General features: G+C 26.2%; 18 protein-coding genes. 5 read left to right on the plus strand and 13 right to left on the minus strand.

What is annotated here, in order from left to right; translation table 11 throughout:
* Positions 1-78: 78 nt before the first annotated feature.
* Positions 79-399, minus strand: a complete 321-nt coding sequence (locus CP960_RS03025; RefSeq protein WP_101183761.1) for a hypothetical protein — start codon at positions 397-399, stop codon at positions 79-81.
* Between the two features lie 386 nt (positions 400-785).
* Here CP960_RS03025 and CP960_RS03030 point away from each other — a divergent pair, with 386 nt between their 5' ends.
* On the plus strand, positions 786-1,376 hold the full coding sequence (locus CP960_RS03030; protein WP_101183762.1) for a DUF134 domain-containing protein: 591 nt from the start codon (positions 786-788) through the stop codon (positions 1,374-1,376).
* A gap of 15 nt (positions 1,377-1,391) precedes the next feature.
* Here CP960_RS03030 and htpX read toward each other — a convergent pair whose 3' ends face one another.
* Positions 1,392-2,237, minus strand: coding sequence for a zinc metalloprotease HtpX (gene htpX, locus CP960_RS03035; RefSeq protein WP_101183763.1), 846 nt, complete (start codon positions 2,235-2,237; stop codon positions 1,392-1,394).
* A 107-nt stretch (positions 2,238-2,344) separates the two neighbouring features.
* Here htpX and CP960_RS03040 point away from each other — a divergent pair, with 107 nt between their 5' ends.
* Entirely contained in the window at positions 2,345-2,836 is a 492-nt protein-coding gene (locus CP960_RS03040) for a SixA phosphatase family protein (RefSeq protein WP_101183764.1), read from the plus strand.
* 24 nt (positions 2,837-2,860) lie between these two features.
* Complete coding sequence (locus CP960_RS03045; protein WP_101183765.1) at positions 2,861-3,340, plus strand: SixA phosphatase family protein; 480 nt, start codon at positions 2,861-2,863, stop codon at positions 3,338-3,340.
* Positions 3,341-3,351: 11 nt separating this feature from the next.
* Here CP960_RS03045 and mnmE read toward each other — a convergent pair whose 3' ends face one another.
* The 10 genes from mnmE to CP960_RS03095 form a co-directional block, all read right to left on the minus strand.
* Entirely contained in the window at positions 3,352-4,698 is a 1,347-nt protein-coding gene (mnmE, locus tag CP960_RS03050; RefSeq protein ID WP_101183766.1) for a tRNA uridine-5-carboxymethylaminomethyl(34) synthesis GTPase MnmE, read from the minus strand.
* A 2-nt stretch (positions 4,699-4,700) separates the two neighbouring features.
* Positions 4,701-5,570, minus strand: coding sequence for a Jag N-terminal domain-containing protein (locus tag CP960_RS03055; RefSeq protein WP_101183767.1), 870 nt, complete (start codon positions 5,568-5,570; stop codon positions 4,701-4,703).
* Positions 5,571-5,578: 8 nt separating this feature from the next.
* Positions 5,579-7,198 carry a membrane protein insertase YidC gene (gene yidC, locus CP960_RS03060; protein ID WP_101183777.1) on the minus strand — a complete coding sequence of 540 codons (1,620 nt, stop codon included), beginning with the start codon at positions 7,196-7,198 and terminating at the stop codon, positions 5,579-5,581.
* Positions 7,191-7,526, minus strand: coding sequence for a membrane protein insertion efficiency factor YidD (gene yidD, locus CP960_RS03065; RefSeq protein ID WP_101183768.1), 336 nt, complete (start codon positions 7,524-7,526; stop codon positions 7,191-7,193). The genes yidC and yidD overlap by 8 nt, the downstream gene beginning before the upstream one ends.
* Entirely contained in the window at positions 7,523-7,858 is a 336-nt protein-coding gene (rnpA, locus tag CP960_RS03070; protein WP_101183769.1) for a ribonuclease P protein component, read from the minus strand. Before rnpA ends, yidD begins: the two co-directional genes overlap by 4 nt.
* On the minus strand, positions 7,846-7,980 hold the full coding sequence (gene rpmH / locus CP960_RS03075; RefSeq protein WP_099309985.1) for a 50S ribosomal protein L34: 135 nt from the start codon (positions 7,978-7,980) through the stop codon (positions 7,846-7,848). The genes rnpA and rpmH overlap by 13 nt, the downstream gene beginning before the upstream one ends.
* Positions 7,981-8,061: 81 nt before the next feature.
* The gene (locus tag CP960_RS03080; RefSeq protein ID WP_101183770.1) at positions 8,062-9,957 is read right to left on the minus strand and encodes a sensor histidine kinase; all 1,896 of its coding nucleotides are present in this window, start codon (positions 9,955-9,957) and stop codon (positions 8,062-8,064) included.
* A gap of 63 nt (positions 9,958-10,020) precedes the next feature.
* A complete protein-coding gene (locus CP960_RS03085; RefSeq protein WP_101183771.1) occupies positions 10,021-12,597 on the minus strand; it encodes an ATP-dependent Clp protease ATP-binding subunit in 2,577 nt (858 codons plus the stop codon).
* 58 nt (positions 12,598-12,655) lie between these two features.
* Entirely contained in the window at positions 12,656-14,776 is a 2,121-nt protein-coding gene (locus CP960_RS03090; protein ID WP_101183772.1) for a sensor histidine kinase, read from the minus strand.
* Positions 14,773-15,855 (minus strand): ABC transporter substrate-binding protein, encoded by a 1,083-nt coding sequence (locus tag CP960_RS03095; RefSeq protein ID WP_101183773.1) that lies wholly within the window; start codon positions 15,853-15,855, stop codon positions 14,773-14,775. The genes CP960_RS03090 and CP960_RS03095 overlap by 4 nt, the downstream gene beginning before the upstream one ends.
* 89 nt (positions 15,856-15,944) lie before the next feature.
* On the opposite strand from CP960_RS03095, the gene CP960_RS03105 reads away from it, so the two are divergent.
* Positions 15,945-16,511, plus strand: a complete 567-nt coding sequence (locus tag CP960_RS03105; protein ID WP_101183775.1) for a ribonuclease HII — start codon at positions 15,945-15,947, stop codon at positions 16,509-16,511.
* Position 16,512: 1 nt separating this feature from the next.
* Here CP960_RS03105 and CP960_RS03110 read toward each other — a convergent pair whose 3' ends face one another.
* Positions 16,513-16,827, minus strand: a complete 315-nt coding sequence (locus CP960_RS03110; protein WP_101183776.1) for an MTH1187 family thiamine-binding protein — start codon at positions 16,825-16,827, stop codon at positions 16,513-16,515.
* 80 nt (positions 16,828-16,907) lie between these two features.
* Between CP960_RS03110 and CP960_RS03115 the strand changes: the two genes are divergently transcribed.
* The coding region (locus tag CP960_RS03115) for a cache domain-containing protein (protein WP_133121128.1) at positions 16,908-17,935 on the plus strand (1,028 nt) is incomplete at its 3' end.

Raw genomic sequence — 17,935 nt, forward strand, 5'->3', positions numbered from 1 at the left:
ATCTATTTTAATAAGTAAGTTTCAATTTATCTTTTTTATATATAATTTCAAAAGTACCTCTTTGGTCAAGGGGTACTTTTATATTTTTGTTAATTTATCTTGAACAAAATCACTATATAAAGCTAATACTTTTTTTCTATTTTTTTCTTTAAATATAGAAACTCCAACTTTTTTCAAGTCTTCAACAGGTAAACCAGTAGTATCTGCTGTAACTAAAGCATTAAAACTATTCTTTTTAAATAATTTAACAATATCCTCATTTCTATTCTCTAACATTTCAACTGAACTAATAGTTTGTCCACTTAAATTTAAAACAGTAAAATAGTTTGCATCTTTAACACTGCTTGCAACTTCTGACATGTAACTTAGATTTTCAACGGTAGGAAATACAATTCTCATTTTGTACCTTTAAGTATGATAATTTTATAAAAGGATTTTTGTAAAAACTTAATACTTGTTTATATTTATCTAAAAAGTTTTTACAAAAATAATGGTGTTATAATCTCGATTGACCCAAGAGAGGAGTGTTATTTTGTATGTTAGGCTAGACAACTAAACAAAACGGTCAATCTAATTATATTTGTTAATATATATTCTTCATACTTAACTCTAAAATTAAGTTCAACTAAGAATTAATTTGAGAGAGCGGGTTCACTTAGTTTATATGAAATTTATATTCACTTCATAAAATTATTACTTTTGAGTTAAGTCATATGTCAAGTATTTTTTTAAATTTTTAACAAAATTATGCTAAAATCTATTATTCGTTAAATTTAAGGAGAGAAATGCCTAGAGAAAAATTAGAAAGAAAATTAAATTTAAAACCAGTATGTAAATATTTCGGGCCCAAAGATACCGAAGCAAAAGAGGATGTAGTACTACTTCATGAAGAGCTAGAAGCAATTCACTTAATGGACTCATTTTGTATGTATCAAGAAGATGCTGCTAAAAAAATGAATGTTTCAAGAGCTACTTTTGCAAGAATAATAAAAAGTGCAAGAAAGAAGATTTCTCTTGCTTTAATCACAGGAAATAATATCAAAGTTCATGAAGTTAAAAATGAATTTCACATTGCCCTTTGCTCTCACAAACAAGATGAACTTGATTATGCAGAAGCTGAAGCAGAATATATTTGGATAGTATTTATAAAAGACTATAAGCTAAAATCACAAAGCTGTATAAAAAACCCAATGTATCAAAATGAAGAAGAAGCAACTTGTAATGTTCTTCCGGATATTTTACATGATTATGGTGTAAACTATTTTATGATAAAAGATATAGATTATGATTTAAAAATCTCACTAATTGCAAAAGGTATTTATCCTATATTAAAAGAGGAAGTTCAACTAGAAAATCTAGTAGATATATTTCAGTAGAGGCAAGGTCTCTACTTAAAGTTGTGATTTTAACTCTTCTAGCCTTGCTATTCTATCTTCCGTTGTAGGATGAGTTCTAAAAAGTTCAGAAAATTTAACATCTTTTCCACTAAAAGGATTTATTATAAACATATGTGCAGTCTGTTCTGTTGCATTATGAATCTCACCCCTTTTTGCATAATTTTCAAGTTTACTTAATGCACTTTGTAAACCACTTGCATCACCTACTAATTTTGCAGCACCTTCATCTGCTAAATACTCTCTACTTCTACTTACAGTCATTTGTATAATAGCTGCTGCTAAAGGCAATACAATTGCTAAAATTATCATTACTAAAGGATTTGAATTTTGTCTATCATTTCCACCAAACATCGCTGAAAACTGCATCATATTAGCAATCATAGCAATTGCACCCGCAAAAACAGCTGCAATAGTTCCTATTAATATATCATAATGTCTTACATGTGATAGCTCATGGGCAATTACACCTTCAATCTCTTTTTCATTTAGCAAATCCATAAGTCCTTGAGTTACTGCAACTGCTGCATGTTGATGATTTCTTCCTGTTGCAAATGCATTTGGCATATCATCTGGTATTATATATACTTTTGGCATTGGTAAATTTGCTTTATATGCTAATTTTTGTGTTATTTGATAAATCAAATGTCTTCTATTAGTTATTTCAACAGCATTATATGAAGATAAAACATGTTTATCAGAATAATAATAAGCATAAAAGTTCATTCCCGCAGCCAGTAAAAATGCAATTAACATTCCATTAGGCCCACCAAAATAGTATCCTATAAATACAAACAGCACAGATAATAATGCTAGAAAAAATACAGTTTTTATTTGTTCCATTACTGCTTCCTTTAACTTAATTTCATATAGAGTATTATATTATAATTTATCAAGTTTAATAAACAATTTAAATTTATTCCATAAATTTATTACTTCTAGGAGATATTTTGAAAAAACTATACTTAATAAGACATGCAAAATCATCTTGGAAAAATCTTACCTTAGAAGATTTTGATAGACCTTTAAATAAAAGAGGAAAAAGAAATGCTCCATTTATGGGTAATTTACTTCATCAATTAGGAGTAAACCCAGATATTATAGTTGCATCACCTTCATATAGAACAAGAAAAACAGCTGAAATAATAGCAAAAGAAGTCAATTATGATAAACATAAAATTGATTATTATGAAGATTTATATGAAGCATCATTAAATGATATACTTGATACACTAAAATATTTAGATGACAAAAATAAAATAGTTTTTTTAATTGGACACAATCCTAGCCTTAACCTTTTTGCACAGGAGGTTTTAGACTTTGATGAAAATATTCCAACTTGTGGTATTTTAGAGATAGAATTCTCTTGTGACTTATGGCAAGATATAAGCAGTAAAAACTCTAAATTAATATCATTTGAATACCCAAAAAAATATGAATAAAATTTAATAATATAGGTAATAAAGATGAAAACACTATACTTAATGCGACATGGACAAAAAGAGCTACTTTCAAATAAAGACGACTTTGATATAGAACTAACAGCTCAAGGTATTTTAGATATAAAAAATATGGCTAAAAAATTATCACAAAATAAAGTACAATTTGATTTAATTGCAGCAAGCCCTGCATTAAGAGCAAAACAAACAGCACAAATTATTTCAGAAGCATTTCATTATGACAAATCAATTATGTACAATGAAGTAATATATCAAGCATTTTTAAATGAACTACATGAAACTATTACTTATACATATGACTATGTTGATTCTATGCTTTTAATAGGTCATAATCCTTCACTTGCAGCACTAGCTTTAACATACTGTGGATATAAAGAAGAGTTTGATATGGGATATGTTTTAAGAATAGATTTTGATTGTAATTCATGGATTGATATAGGAAAACATAATGCTAAACTAATAAAAGTTTTTAAAACAGATAAATAGAAGTAATACTTCTATTTACCTAAACAAAACTCACCAAACATTACATCAAGCATCTCATCATTTTCATATGGTCTAGTAATATTAGAAATATTATGTAAAGCCTCTGTAATATGATGAGCAAAAAACTCTAATTCTCCCGTTTGAAGAGGCATTGTTGCTTCATTTATATGATAAAGTGTTTGAGATACACTGTTAACTTGCCTTTTTGAAATAAGAGTCATCTCATCACTATGGGTATTATTATCTAAAATTTTCTCAATTTTAGTAACAACTGGATTAATAGACTCTTTTGTACTTAAATTTATAAAATCTTTTTCAAGTATTGAAATATCAAAAACATTTGGCAAATCACTTTTATTTAAAACCTTTAATATATGTTTATTTGATGCTTCATTTATCAAAGATAATATTTTTTTATCTTCATTATCACAATTTTTACTATTATCAAATAAAGCAACTACAATATCTGCTTCATTAATAGCTTCAATTGATTTTTCAATACCTATTTTTTCAATAACATCTGAAGTTTCATCTCTAATTCCAGCTGTATCGACTATTTTAATAATATGACTTCCAATTTTAACAGACTCTTCTATTGTATCTCTTGTTGTACCTGCTATATCAGAGATAATTGCTCTATCAAAATTTAATAATTTATTTAATAAAGATGATTTTCCAACATTTGGTTTACCAATAATAGCGACTTTAAAGCCCTCTATCATTCCTTCTCTTCTTTTACTGGCATCAAGAGTATTTTCTAATTTATCTTTTATTTTTTCTAATTTATCTTCAATTTTTTCAAAAATATCTTCAGGTAAATCCTCTTCAGCATAATCAATACTTACTTCAGTATAAGCTAGCATAAAAAGTAAATCTTCTCTTATATCTTCTACAAAATTTGTTAATTCACCCTTTAACTGCTTAGCTAAAAGTTTAACTGCATCTTCACTTCTTGCTTCAATTATTTTAGAGATTGCTTCTGCTTTAGATAAGTCAATTTTGCCATTTAAAAAAGCTCTTTTTGAAAACTCACCTGGATTTGCCATTCTTGCACCATAATGTAGTACTTCATCTAAAATCATATTTGCAATAGCTATACCACCATGACATTGAAACTCAACTATATCTTCACCAGTAAAAGAAAAAGGTGCTTTAAAATATATTAATAAACCTTCATCTATTGCTTCACCACTATTAGAATATAAAGTTGAAAGTGTTGCTACTCTTGGAGTTAAAGTTGTTCTTTTTGAGATTTTTAGAGCTATGGGTAAGGCATCCTTACCACTAACTCTAACTATTGAGATTGAACCAATACCATTGGCTGTAGCAATAGCTACAATTGTATTATCATCAAACAATTTTATTGCTCTTTACTTCTATATTCATTAACAAGTACATATCTATCCCCTCTAACATTTGTTTTTACTGCAACATATTTATTAGGAAATTCATCTCTTAATCTTTTCAATGCAATATGTACTAAAATCCCATCTAAAGGTTTAGTTTTAAAACTACCTTTTTGCTTGATTGTCTCAATAGCAGGCTCTAAATAAGTATGAATTGCTTCTTCTTGATTTTTCAAAAACTCTGCAACTTCAAGTCTTAGCATTAATCCATATTTTTCATTTATCCAATTAAAAAGAATATATGATAAGGCTTTATATCTATATCCTTCTTTTCCAATTAAAAGTGCTGAATCTTCACCTGTAAACTCTACATATAGTGTTTCTTCATCATAAAATTCAACTTTAATATCATCAATATCATAACATGTATTTGAAAATAGTGAGTCAATTCCCATTTTAACTTCATCTAAAACCTCTTGTTGGTCTTTTTTTACAATAACTTGAGAAAGATGATGTTTGTTTTCATCTGAATCATAAAAATTATCAAAAATTTTCTCTTTTGAATCAACAGATGGAACTTCTTTTAAAGATTGTTTTTCAGGAGTTTTTTTTGTAGTAGTTTTATTAGAGTCTTCGATTTTTTTAGATACATCTTCAATTTTAATATCTTTTTTTCTAAATCTATGCTCTTTAACTTTTCTATCATAAGTTCTTCTAGAGTTTTTTTCAACAACCCTAATAATAGCACTTTTACGACCAAAACCAAGAAAGCCTTTCCTTGGTTGTTGGTCAATCTCTATCTCTAGATTTGTAATTGAACAATTGAATTCATTTTTTGCTAATTCATATGCCTCTTCTAAACTCTTTGCTTCAAACTTTTTCATAATAAATCCTATTTTTTTATAGCTCTTTTCTTTTCGAACATTTTATTAATTGTATATTGTTGAGCTATTGTAAATACGTTGTTAACAAACCAGTAAAGTGTTAAACCTGCTGGGAACCATAAGAAGAAGAATGTAAACACAACTGGCAACATTTGGAAAATCTTTCTTTGCATTTCATCTTGCATAGTATTTGGTGTAATTCTTTGTTGTAACCACATTGAAGCACCCATTAAAATTGGTAATACAAAATATGGATCCATTTCAGCTAAATCATTAATCCAGAAAATCCATTCTGCACCTTTTAACTCAATTGCATTTAAAAGTACTCTATAGATTGCAAAAAATACTGGAATTTGTAAGATAATTGGTAAACAACCACCCATAGGATTTGCACCATGTTTCTTATAAAGTTCCATCATATGCATAGATGCTTTTTGTTTGTCATCTTTGTACTTTTCTTGAATCTCTTTGATTTTAGGAGCTAAATCTTTTAATTTTTGCATTGATACCATACCTTTGTATGATAAAGGATACAATACAAGTTTAATTAAAATTGTAACAATAACAATTGTCCATCCCCAGTTTCCAATTATATTATGAATATATTGTAAAAGAATAAACATAGGTTTTGCAATAAAAGTAAACCATCCATACTCAATTACATCAGTTAATTCAGGATTTAAAGCTTTTAAAGTTTTAAACTCTTTTGGTCCTACATAACCGCTAAATACAATTTTATCATTACCATGAATAAAAGGTTGAGGATTACTTTCACTATCAGGCATTACAGTAATTGCTAATGATTTATTAAAATTATAAATTACTGTTGCATAATATCTATCAAAATTTGATACAAATTTAATCCCAGTATAGTTTTTAGTTTTATCTAAATCTCCATCTTCGATTAATTCCATAGTACCATCATTTTGTTTTACATACATACCATGGTCTGCATACATATCAGCTAAAACATTTGGTCTAAATCCATTTGTAATAAAAAATTTCTTTGCATTAGTTGTTTTAACTTCTAAATCATAGTGTCCATCTGGATAAAATTTAAATGTTTTTGTTAATGTAGTATTTGAAAGTTTTTGTGTTAATACTAACTCTTGAACTTCACTTTTTGCATCAACTAAACTTTTGCTTGCAACTACACTTACTTTAAATGCTTCATCATTGATATTTGCATCTGCAAATCTAACTTCTAAAGGTCTTAACTGATTAGCTTCAAAAAGCTTAATTTGCTCTTTATTTTCATCTATGTATTGTCTATCTTCTAAAGTAACTTGTGCAATTCTTCCTAAATTATCAATTTCAAAAGTATTATGTCTAGTTTTTACTGTTGTAATAATATTTTTAGATGCAATTGCTTTTGAAGATAAAGCATCAACTGATTTTGAATTCTCTTCAGCTGAAGCAGTTACACTATTTGACATGCTATTTTGCTGTTCTACAGAAGGAGCACTATTTGCTTTTTGTGTTTGTTCTTGTTTTATTTGAGCTTGCTTAGCTTCTTTTTGTGGCTTTAATACCAAAAACTCATATGCAATAAAAAATACAAAAACTACTAATGTCATAATTAACATTCTTTTTTGCATACCACTATTATTCTGATTCATGTTATTCATCATTATTGTTATTCCACTCCCTATTTTTAACTACCAAATATCTATTATTATTTACAGGTATGTACCAATATTTGATTTTAATTTTCTTATAATTTATATTATTATGTTTTATCAACTTTACAACAGGATAATCAAATCCACCTTCAAAAAGTTGATTACATTTTAATATTCGTGTTATTGTAAAATAAATAGCCTTAAAAAATGTATTATTTTCAAACTGCCAGATAGCATATTGTGAACAAGTTGGGTAATATCTACAACTTCCATATGAAAAAACCGATAAATATTTTTGATAAAATCTTATTATATATTTTGCGATACTTTTCATTTTAGAAGTTCTAATCTTTTAAGAGCAAAGTTAAAATCTCTTCTTAGCTCTTTTGGGTCTCTTTCAAAAATCTTTTGTTTAGCAACAAAAATATAGCTTCCAGTAGCTACACTCTTTTCAAAAGAAACAAACATTCCTCTAAGTCTTCGCTTAGCTCTATTCCTTTGTACAGCATTACCTACTTTTTTAGAAGCAACAAAAGCTACTTTTAAATCTTTTGTAGGCGAAAAAAAAGCGACAAATGAATGGGTATGCCATTTTTTGTCGCTTTTATATATTTTGTTAAAATCGCTTGAACTATTAATTCGGTGTTTTTTGCTTAAACAGCTAATCTTTTTCTACCTTTAGCTCTTCTTGCTTTAATAATTCTTCTACCGTTTTTAGTAGCCATTCTAACTCTAAAACCATGTGTTCTCTTTCTAGGAGTATTATGTGGTTGATATGTTCTTTTCATCTTTAGCTTTCCTCTTATTGACTAATTAAGTTGCGGATTATAGTTAAATACAGCTTAAAGTAACTTTAGTTTAAAGTTGTTTTAATCTATTGGAAGAGTAATTTTAAAACATGCTCCCTTATAATTTTGACCTTCATACTCATACTCTTCATTAGTAACTTCTAGTGTTCCTTTAAGATGTTTACAAACTATCTCTTTACTCATATAAAGCCCTATTCCCGTACCATTTTGCTTAGATTTTGTAGTAAAATATGGCTCAAAAATTTTCTGTTTTATTTCTTCATCAATGCCATTTGCATTATCTTTTATAATAATAATTGCCTTATTTTCAAATTTTTTTGTTTTTATAAAAATTAATCTTCTAAAATCTTGTTTTATTAATTCATCACGAGCATTGTTAAGTATGTTGATTAAAACTTGTACCAATTCATTTTGTAAAGAGTATATTTTATAATCTTCAATTTCATTTACTATTTCAATATCTTTATTCTTATATTGGGCAGAAACAAGTTTTAATGTCTTATCAAAGCTTTCTTCAATACTAAATTCTGTTTTTGTTTTATTATTTTTAAAAAAATTCCTAAAATCATCAATAGTTTTTGATAAATACTGTACACTATTATTTATTGCATCTAAACTTTTAATTTCATACTTATCTGTTAATACTCCAAGCTCTTTTTGCATCTTTATTCCAGTTGCTGCTGTACTAATAGAACTTAAAGGCTGTCTCCATTGATGGGCAATATTGCCAATCATCTCTCCCATACTTGCCATTTTTGACTGATATGCAATTAAATTGTCTTTTTTTCTACTATTTTCAAGTTGATACTCAATTTTTGTTTTATATTTTAAAAATATTCTCTCTATTATTTTAGAAATATATAAAGAAACAATTAAAAGAATAATTGTAGAAATAATAGTTATTTTATATAGTGTATGAATCTCTTCTTCATATTTTTCTTCTAAAATTTGCTCTTTTTTATTTAACTCTTTGTAAAAATCATCCATATAAAAGCCTGTTCCAATAATCCAATTCCAAGGTTTAAAACCTTTTACATAACTTATTTTTCTTACTTCTTTTTGTATAGTCTTAGGCTTATCACTATGTAAATATGTCAAAAAGCCACCTTTATTAGCTAAGGTTTTCATCTTTTCAAAAGAATCATCAATATTTTCAATAAAAGCAAGTTTTGAAATTTTTTTACCTAAAAACTCTTTATTATGATAAGTTAAATATCTTCCTTGACTATCTAAAACAAATATATATCCATAACGTCTGTACTGTACATCATTTAAATACTCTAAGATTCTATTTTTTATACTGTTTTCATAATCATAAACAAACTTACCAGAACCTACATATATATCCAAAGGTTCAATTTTTTTAAAATATCCTATTTTTTTATACTCTTTTGAATCTTGTTTGGGCCAATACCATGAATAAAAAGTCTCTTTTTTTGTTTTAAAAATAGTATTTAAATCTTTTGAAATTTCATTACCTTTAGAGTCTTTATAATTTAAAAGGTTTTTCCCTTCTAGTTTTTTATTGTTGCCATGGAAAATATTTATACCATTTAAATCATATATAAAAAAGTATCCATCATTTCCATACTTAATACCTTTTAATACAGATTTTATGCTTTTTATAATCTCTTCTTTACTTTTGTGTTTATTTAAGTTATATACATTCAATGCAATTTGATGGGCATTTAATACCCTCTTTTTTAAAACAGTTTTTAACTCTATTTCTGTATTTTTTTGTTTGATTTTAATGTAGTGAAGAATTTCTTGAACTTCATTTCTTACAAGCTCTTTGTTAGTATTAATATATCTTTGTTTTATCTGCTGTTTTTCTGTTTCTAAAGTATTTTTCTTTTCATAAAATAAATAAAAATTAATAATTATACATAAAGTAAGAATAAATATGGTGGGTGCAAATTTTATAATCTTTAAAATTCTATTTTCATTTTTAATCATAAAATAGTTCTCCTTCTAAGATTATAGCACAAAAATTACTATTTAGAAGGAGAAACTATATAATTATTTTACTTCAACTACAATTTTTTCATCTATGCAATCAAAATCTACACTACTTCCTTCAGATATTTGTTCTTCTAAAATCATATCTGCTAATCTATCTTCAACAATTTCATAAATTGCTCTTTTTAATGGTCTTGCACCATATACTGGATCAAAACCTGCTTTTGCGATAAACTCTTTTGCACTTTGTGAAAGTGTAATTGTAATATCTTTTTCTTCTAATTTTTTTCTAATATTATTAAATAAAATCTCTACAATACTTGTAATAGATTCTAATGCTAATTGTTCGAAAATAATAATATCATCAAGTCTATTTAAAAACTCTGGTTTAAAGTTTACTTTTAACTCATTTAAAACCTCTTTTCTTCTACTGTCTTTATCAGAAATTTCAATAATTTTTGAACTTCCAATATTTGAAGTTAAAATAATAATTGTATTTTTAAAATCAACTGTTACACCTTTATTGTCTGTTAGCCTTCCATCATCTAATACTTGTAATAGTATATTAAATACATCTGGATGTGCTTTTTCTATTTCATCAAATAAAATTACACTATATGGTTTTCTTCTAACTGCCTCAGTTAACTGTCCCCCTTCATCATATCCTACATAACCAGGAGCTGCACCTATTAATCTTGAAACAGCGTGTTTTTCCATATATTCACTCATATCAAATCGAATAAGTGATCTTTCATCATCAAATAAAAATTTTGCCAATGTTTTCGCACTTTGTGTTTTACCTACACCTGTTGGTCCTAAAAACATAAAAGAACCAATTGGTCTATTTGCCTCACTTAATCCTGCTTTATTTCTTTTAATTGCTCTACTTATAGCTTTTATAGCATCATCTTGACCTATAACATCTTCTTTTAATACAGACTCTACTTTTAAAACTCTTTGTTTTTCAGAATCCATCATCTTATTTACAGGAATACCTGTCCATCTTGAAACAATACTTGCAATTGACTCCTCATCAACAGAGTTTCTAAGTAAAGTTCCCTCTTCTTGCATTTTTTCCCATTTAAGCTCATTCTCTTTTATTTGTTTTTCTAAAGCTGGTATCTCTCCATACTCAATTGATGCCGCTTCTTCAAATCTTGATTCTCTTTTTGCAATACTTGCTTTTGTTCTAAACTCATCAATTTTAGCTTTTAAAGTTGAAGTAGCATTAAATGTTTGCTTTTCATTTTCAAACCTTGATTCTAATCCTCTTTTCTCTTCATCTTTATTTGCTAACTCTTTTTCAATCTCTTCTAGTCTTTGTTTATTTTTCTTTGTTTTCTCCATTTTTAATGCTTCTTTTTCAACATTTAAAGACTCAATCTCTCTTTTAATAGCTGAAAGAGCATATGGTTCTGATTCAATCTGCATTTTTAATTCTGCTGCTGCTTCATCAATTAAATCAATCGCTTTATCTGGCAAAAATCTATCTGTAATATATCTATCACTTAATTTTGCTGCTGCAACAAGTGCAGAATCATTTATTGTTACATTATGATGTGTTTCTAATCTTTGTTTAATACCTCTTAATATTTGCAAAGCTTCATTTACATTAGGTTCATCAACTTTTACAGGTTGAAATCTTCTTTGCATAGCTGCATCTTTTTCAAAATATTTTCTATACTCTTTAAGTGTAGTTGCTCCAATAGTATGCAATTCACCTCTTGCTAAACTTGGCTTTAATATATTAGCTGCATCCATACTTCCTTCACTAGCACCTGCACCAATAATAGTATGAATCTCATCAATAAACAGTATTACATTTCCTGCTTTTTTCACCTCATCTATAACAGCTTTTAATCTATCTTCAAACTCTCCTCTATACTTTGCTCCTGCTATTAAAGCACTCATATCAAGAGCAACAACTCTTTTATTTAATAAACTTGTAGGAACATCTTTATTTACAATTTTTTGAGCTAAACCTTCTGCAATTGCTGTTTTACCAGTTCCTGGTTCTCCTAGTAATACTGGATTATTTTTAGTCTTTCTAATTAGAATTTGCATCATTCTATTTATTTGTTCATCTCTTCCAATAACTGGGTCTAGTTCTCCATCAATAGCTTTTTTATTTAAATCTGTTCCAAATTTTTCTAAACTCTCTAAAGTTTCATCTGATGTTGCACTATCTATTTTTGCTCCTGCTCTTATAGCTTCAAGCTCTTTTTTTGCATCTAAAAGATTTACATATTTTCCTAAAATATCTTTTATTTGTTTATCATCAAAATTAGCAATAAGCCATGTATCAACAGCAATAAATTTATCCCCGTTTGAGTTCATTAATCCATGAGCTTTTTCAAGTGAACTCATAAAGTTTCTTGATAATTTTATATTCTCTTTTGATACATTTGACACAGCTGGTAATTTTGTAGTAGCAGATTTAATCTCTAGCTCTATTGCTGCTTTATCAATATTCATTTTATTTAATAATTGGTTTAATACTGAATTTGTATTTGTTATTAATGCCCATAAAAAATGTATTACATCTACTTCTTGATTTTTATTATGTAAACTTAATGATACTGCTGAATCAATTGTTTCAGCAACTTGATTTGTTATTTGTTCAAATATCTTTTTCATTTTTAGCACTCCTTTGCTTTAATTGCTAAATAATTATAGCAAGTTGAGTGTATTAATGTCAAGTATTTTCAATATAATCAAAAGAAATTTTAAATTCACACCCTTTATACTCTATTTTTTCATACTTAAATTTTACATTTTCTACTTGGATATTTCCATTCATATGGTCAACTATTATTTGATGGGTCATATATAAACCTATCCCTGTTCCTTGAGTTTGATGTTTTGTAGTAAAATATGGTTCAAAAATCTTTGGCTTAACCTCTTTAGAAATACCTCCTGCATTATCTTTAATGATAATTACAACACTATTTTTTGAAATATAAGTATCAATAACAATTAACTTTCTTTCTATATTATTTAATTTTAATGCATCTTTTGAATTATTTATAATATTTATAAAAGCTTGAGCCAATTCATTTGAAAAACCATTTATAGTCATATTTTTACTAAAATTCATAACAACTTCAATTCCATGGTCTTTAAAACTTGATTCTAATAATTTTAATGCCTTTTTCATTACATCATTTACATCAATTATTTCAATCTGTTTATCCACTTTAAAAAAATTTCTAAAATCATCAATTGTTTTTGATAAATATTGTGTATTTTTTATAATCATATTTAAAGCATTTTCTAAACTCTCATCATCTAAAATCTCAAGCTCTTTTTCTACTTTCAATCCACTTGCAGCTGTACTAATAGAACTTAAAGGCTGTCTCCATTGATGAGCAATATTACCTATCATCTCTCCCATAGATACCATTTTTGCTTGTTGGGATATAAGTTTATCTTTATTTTTTAATTCAGTAATATCAATAAAGCAACTAATTTTTAATCTTTTTTGATTTAAAACAATAAACTTCCCTTGTCCTAATGCAGTAAAAGTCTCTCCTTTAGTATCTTTTAATTCCAGTTCATAAGGTGTTGTATTTTTTTGAAAATTCTTAGCAACCTTTTCATAAGAACTATCACTTATATAAACAAAAGGTGACTTTCCTAAAATATCCTCTTTATTTTTTATTTTCAAAAGTTTTAGTGTTACATCATTTACATCATATATTTTTTTAGTATCATGTAAAACAATTGCTTCCATTGTAGAGTTAAGTAGATATTCAAAACTATCCCTTGAAGCTTTTAAATTTTTTTCTCTTTTTTTTATTTGCTTTTTCATTTTATCAAAGCTATTTATTAAACCACTAACTTCTTTAAATTTTGATTGTTTTAATGTTTTTGTATAATCACCATTTGAAATATCTTTTGCTCTTTGTTGTAAGTAGTCTAATTCAAAAAATATTTTATTAAATATCTTAAACACAAAATACAAAGCAAAAAGTATAAATAACACAATAATCAAAAATATTAAAATCAATATTTTTTCTAAACTTCTTATTAAAGTTTCATGATTTTCTCTAATAATTATAATCCATCCAGTTTTTTTAACTTTAGTGTACATTCCAATATTTTTTACATCACGTTTTATATTATAAAAACTTCTTATTTTAAACATTGCTTTATCTTTAATAAGCTCATCATACACTAAACTATTTTTGATATTAAATCTTTGATTAACAAGCTTTTTAGAATCGGGATTAAAGATAAAAACTCCATTTTTATCCACCATTCGAATCATATGTGTACCATCACTATTTTTAAATCTAGTAACAAATTGTGTAAGTTCATCTAATTTTAACTCTATTACAATAACTCTATTTTCATATTTTAAACTATATGAAATTGAAGGGGTATTATTTACAGAAGATAAAAATACATTAGACCAAGAAAATGAGCTATTTTTTATATCTTTAAAAAAGTCTTTGTTTGAATAATCAAACCCAACATAAATATTATCTACTTGTTTGGAATAAAACTTTTTTAATATACCCTCTTTATTAAGTACAAAAATCGAAGAAATATCACTATTTAAAGTTACAATATCTTTTAAACTTTCATTTGTTATATTGTTTTTTCTTGCTATATGTGAAGCAACTGATTCAATCTTTTGTATTAATTTTATTGCTTCAAAATCCACTTGTTTTAAAAACTGTTTTTGTGTATGTTCAACACTATTTATTTTCATATCATAAAAATTAAGCATTGCAATTACACCAACTAAAATAGATACTGTTGCTATTGATAAGATTATAAAAGATGAGATTGTATTTTTTAAACTTTTCATAACTCTATCTTTTTATATTTACCATTTTTTATAGTTACTATAAAATAGTCTCTTTTTACATCTCCATACTTATCAAATACAATCTTACCTTGCAAGCCTTTAAAGGACTTTTTTGAGAGAATATATTTTTTTATATCCTTAGCAGAACTATTATTTTTTAATGCTTCTATTAATATCTTTGCTGTTTCATAAGCCTGTGCAGCAAAAACTGAAGGTACATGTCCATATAAACTTTCATAATTTTTTATAAAATTTTTATAACTTTTATCATTTGAGTTATCATCATATCCAGTTGAAAAAAGCATTCCTTCAACTGCTTTTCCTCCCTCTGTAATTAGCTTCAACTCTTTTGCCCAAGCAGCAGAAGCTAGCTGAGAATCAATATTATTAAGTCTTAAATATTGAGCAAGTTTTGCAGTATCTAAAGCATTTGCAATTATAAATATTACATTTGGATTATTCTGTTTTACATCATTTAAAATATTTTTAAATCCAGAACTTATATCAAGCAAAGAAACAATTTGCGCTTGTTTTTTTTCATAAGAGTTTTGTATATTTCTAATTACACCTTTTACATACGAGCTATTTTTAGAATCAAAATAGATTGACATTCTATCTTTTTTCATATGAATTAAATAGTTTGCTAATTTTAAAATCTTTTGCGTGTTAATAGAAACCTGAGTACGTAAAAAATTATCATCTTTATATGCAAACTCTTGGCTACTTGCAGTCGCAGAAATCAATAAAACATCATCTTTATCTTTAACTTCATTAATAGATACTTTTGTCATGCTTGAAGTTGTATTTCCAACGATGATTTTAATATTTTTATCTAATAATTGAGTTATTGCTTCTCTTGCTTTTATTCTATTTTGTCCATCATCTTTTGTAATAATATTTATAGATTTATTATCAATTTTATAATCAATCTCTTCAAAAGCAAGTTTAAATCCACTAAGTACACTATTTCCTAAAGAAGAATATTTGCCACTAAGACCAGAGATAAAGCCTATATTTATATTTTCTTTATTACTATTGCTTTTAAAAAAAAGTATAGTAAAAATAACAGCAACGCAAATAAGTAAAAAAGTATTATTTTTTTCATTTTGTAGCCTTAATGCTTTGTTAAACTATAATATTATACATGAATTGTTATTAAAGGACAAATATGCTTTGTGGAATTGATGAAGCGGGACGTGGACCCCTTGCTGGACCTCTTGTTGTAGCAGGTGTAGTATTGAAAAAAGAAGTAAAAGAGTTAAATGACTCTAAAAAATTAACTGAAAAAAAAAGAGAAGAACTTTTTGATAAAATAAAACAATCAAGTGATTATCATATAGTTTTTAAAAGTGCCAAAGATATTGATACAAAAGGCATAAGCACTTGTATAAAAGAGTCAATTCAAGAAATCATGCAAAATGTAAACGCAAGTGAATATCTAATGGATGGAAACACCTCTTTTAATATTCCTACACTACAACATAAAATCAAAGCAGATGCAAGTGTAGTTGAAGTTAGTGCTGCTTCTATCTTAGCAAAAGTAAGTAGAGATAGATATATGTGCGAAATTGCAAAAGCTTTCCCAAACTATAATTTTGAAAAACATAAAGGCTATGGAACAAAAGCTCATATAGAAAAAATCAAAGAGTTTGGACGAAGCAATGAGCATAGAGTTTCTTTTAGATTAAAAGATTTAGGTGAAGAGAAAATCGGAGTTCAAAAAAGCCTATTTTAGGCTATTTTGAAACTTCTCCTATAAACTCTTCAACTGATTTTATTTTTTGTTTCATTCTGTTTTCATGATTTTGTCTAATATCAAAAGTAATAGTTGAATAGACTCTTTTACACCCTGCTTTTTCTAAAACTTCATAACATTTACCAATCAAAGTTAAAGCTTCACTCATTTTTTCTGTTTCTATAATAGTGCACATAGAAGTCAACTGATAGTTATATCCACTATTTTTAATAACTTCAATTACCTTTGAAACCTCTTTTGCCTTACTTTCACCCTTGTCAGTTGGAAACATAGCCATTTGTACTAAAACACTCATTTTAATCCTTATAAATTTTATTTTGATACTTTAGCGTTACTATTATACAATATAATATAATTTAAAAAGAAAGTAAATATATGAAAAAAGCCTTATCTTATAAAAAACTTTTTGTTTTTTTAACTATACTTTTTGGAATAATCCTAACAGCAGCAACTTACGTAACATTTAACTATATAAAAAAGAGTGATATTCATCAAATATCAAATGATAATTTTCAAAAAACAATTAATTACAAAAAGAGATTTATAGATGAATATTTCAAACCCTATAAAAACTTATTAAATTCTCTTTCAAATAATAAGATAATTAAAAATGATATTTTAAAAAACAAAGAGTTTGTAGAAACTCTATTCTCTTCATATATTGCAACTTTTGAAGATATTACTCAAATTAGATATTTAGATAAACAAGGTTTTGAAAAAATTAGAGTAAATAGAAACTTATCAAATAAAACAATTAAAAGTGTAAAAAAAGAAAATCTACAAAATAAGTCTCATCGTGATTACTTTAAACAAGCAAAACTTTTAAAAAACAATGAAATTTTTATATCAAATATTGATTTAAATAAAGAGTTTAAAAATATAACTTCTTTAAAAATAGTAACGATAAGACTTATAAAAAAAGTTGCTAATAGTGGATATATTATTATCAATTTGAATTTAGAAAATTTCTTACAAACATTAAAAGAGTCAAGATTATATGATACTTTTTTAATAGATAAAAAAGGAAGATTTATCTTATATAAAACTTTTGATAAAGGAATTAGAACAAATAGTTTTGATAAATATACAGTTTTTAATGACTTTTCAAAAAGAGATGCAACAAGAATTTTGAAAAATAACACAACAAAAGGCAAAGATTTTTTAGTCTCAAAAATCAATATAAACAACCAAAATTTAAAACTCATTTTAAAAATGAAGTATAAAGAGCAAAATACAAGTATTAGAGATTCTCAAAATTTTATTTTTATAATTATTTTTATTTCATTTATTATATTAATTCCTCTTGCTATATATTTTGCAAATCTTCCAGATAGAGTACTAAAAGAGTATGAATCAAAGCTTATTACTCATAATATTACTGGTTTAAAAAACTCTATTTATTT

Origin of the sequence: Malaciobacter halophilus (assembly GCF_002837275.1) — a bacterium.
GTDB classification, from domain to species: domain Bacteria; phylum Campylobacterota; class Campylobacteria; order Campylobacterales; family Arcobacteraceae; genus Malaciobacter; species Malaciobacter halophilus.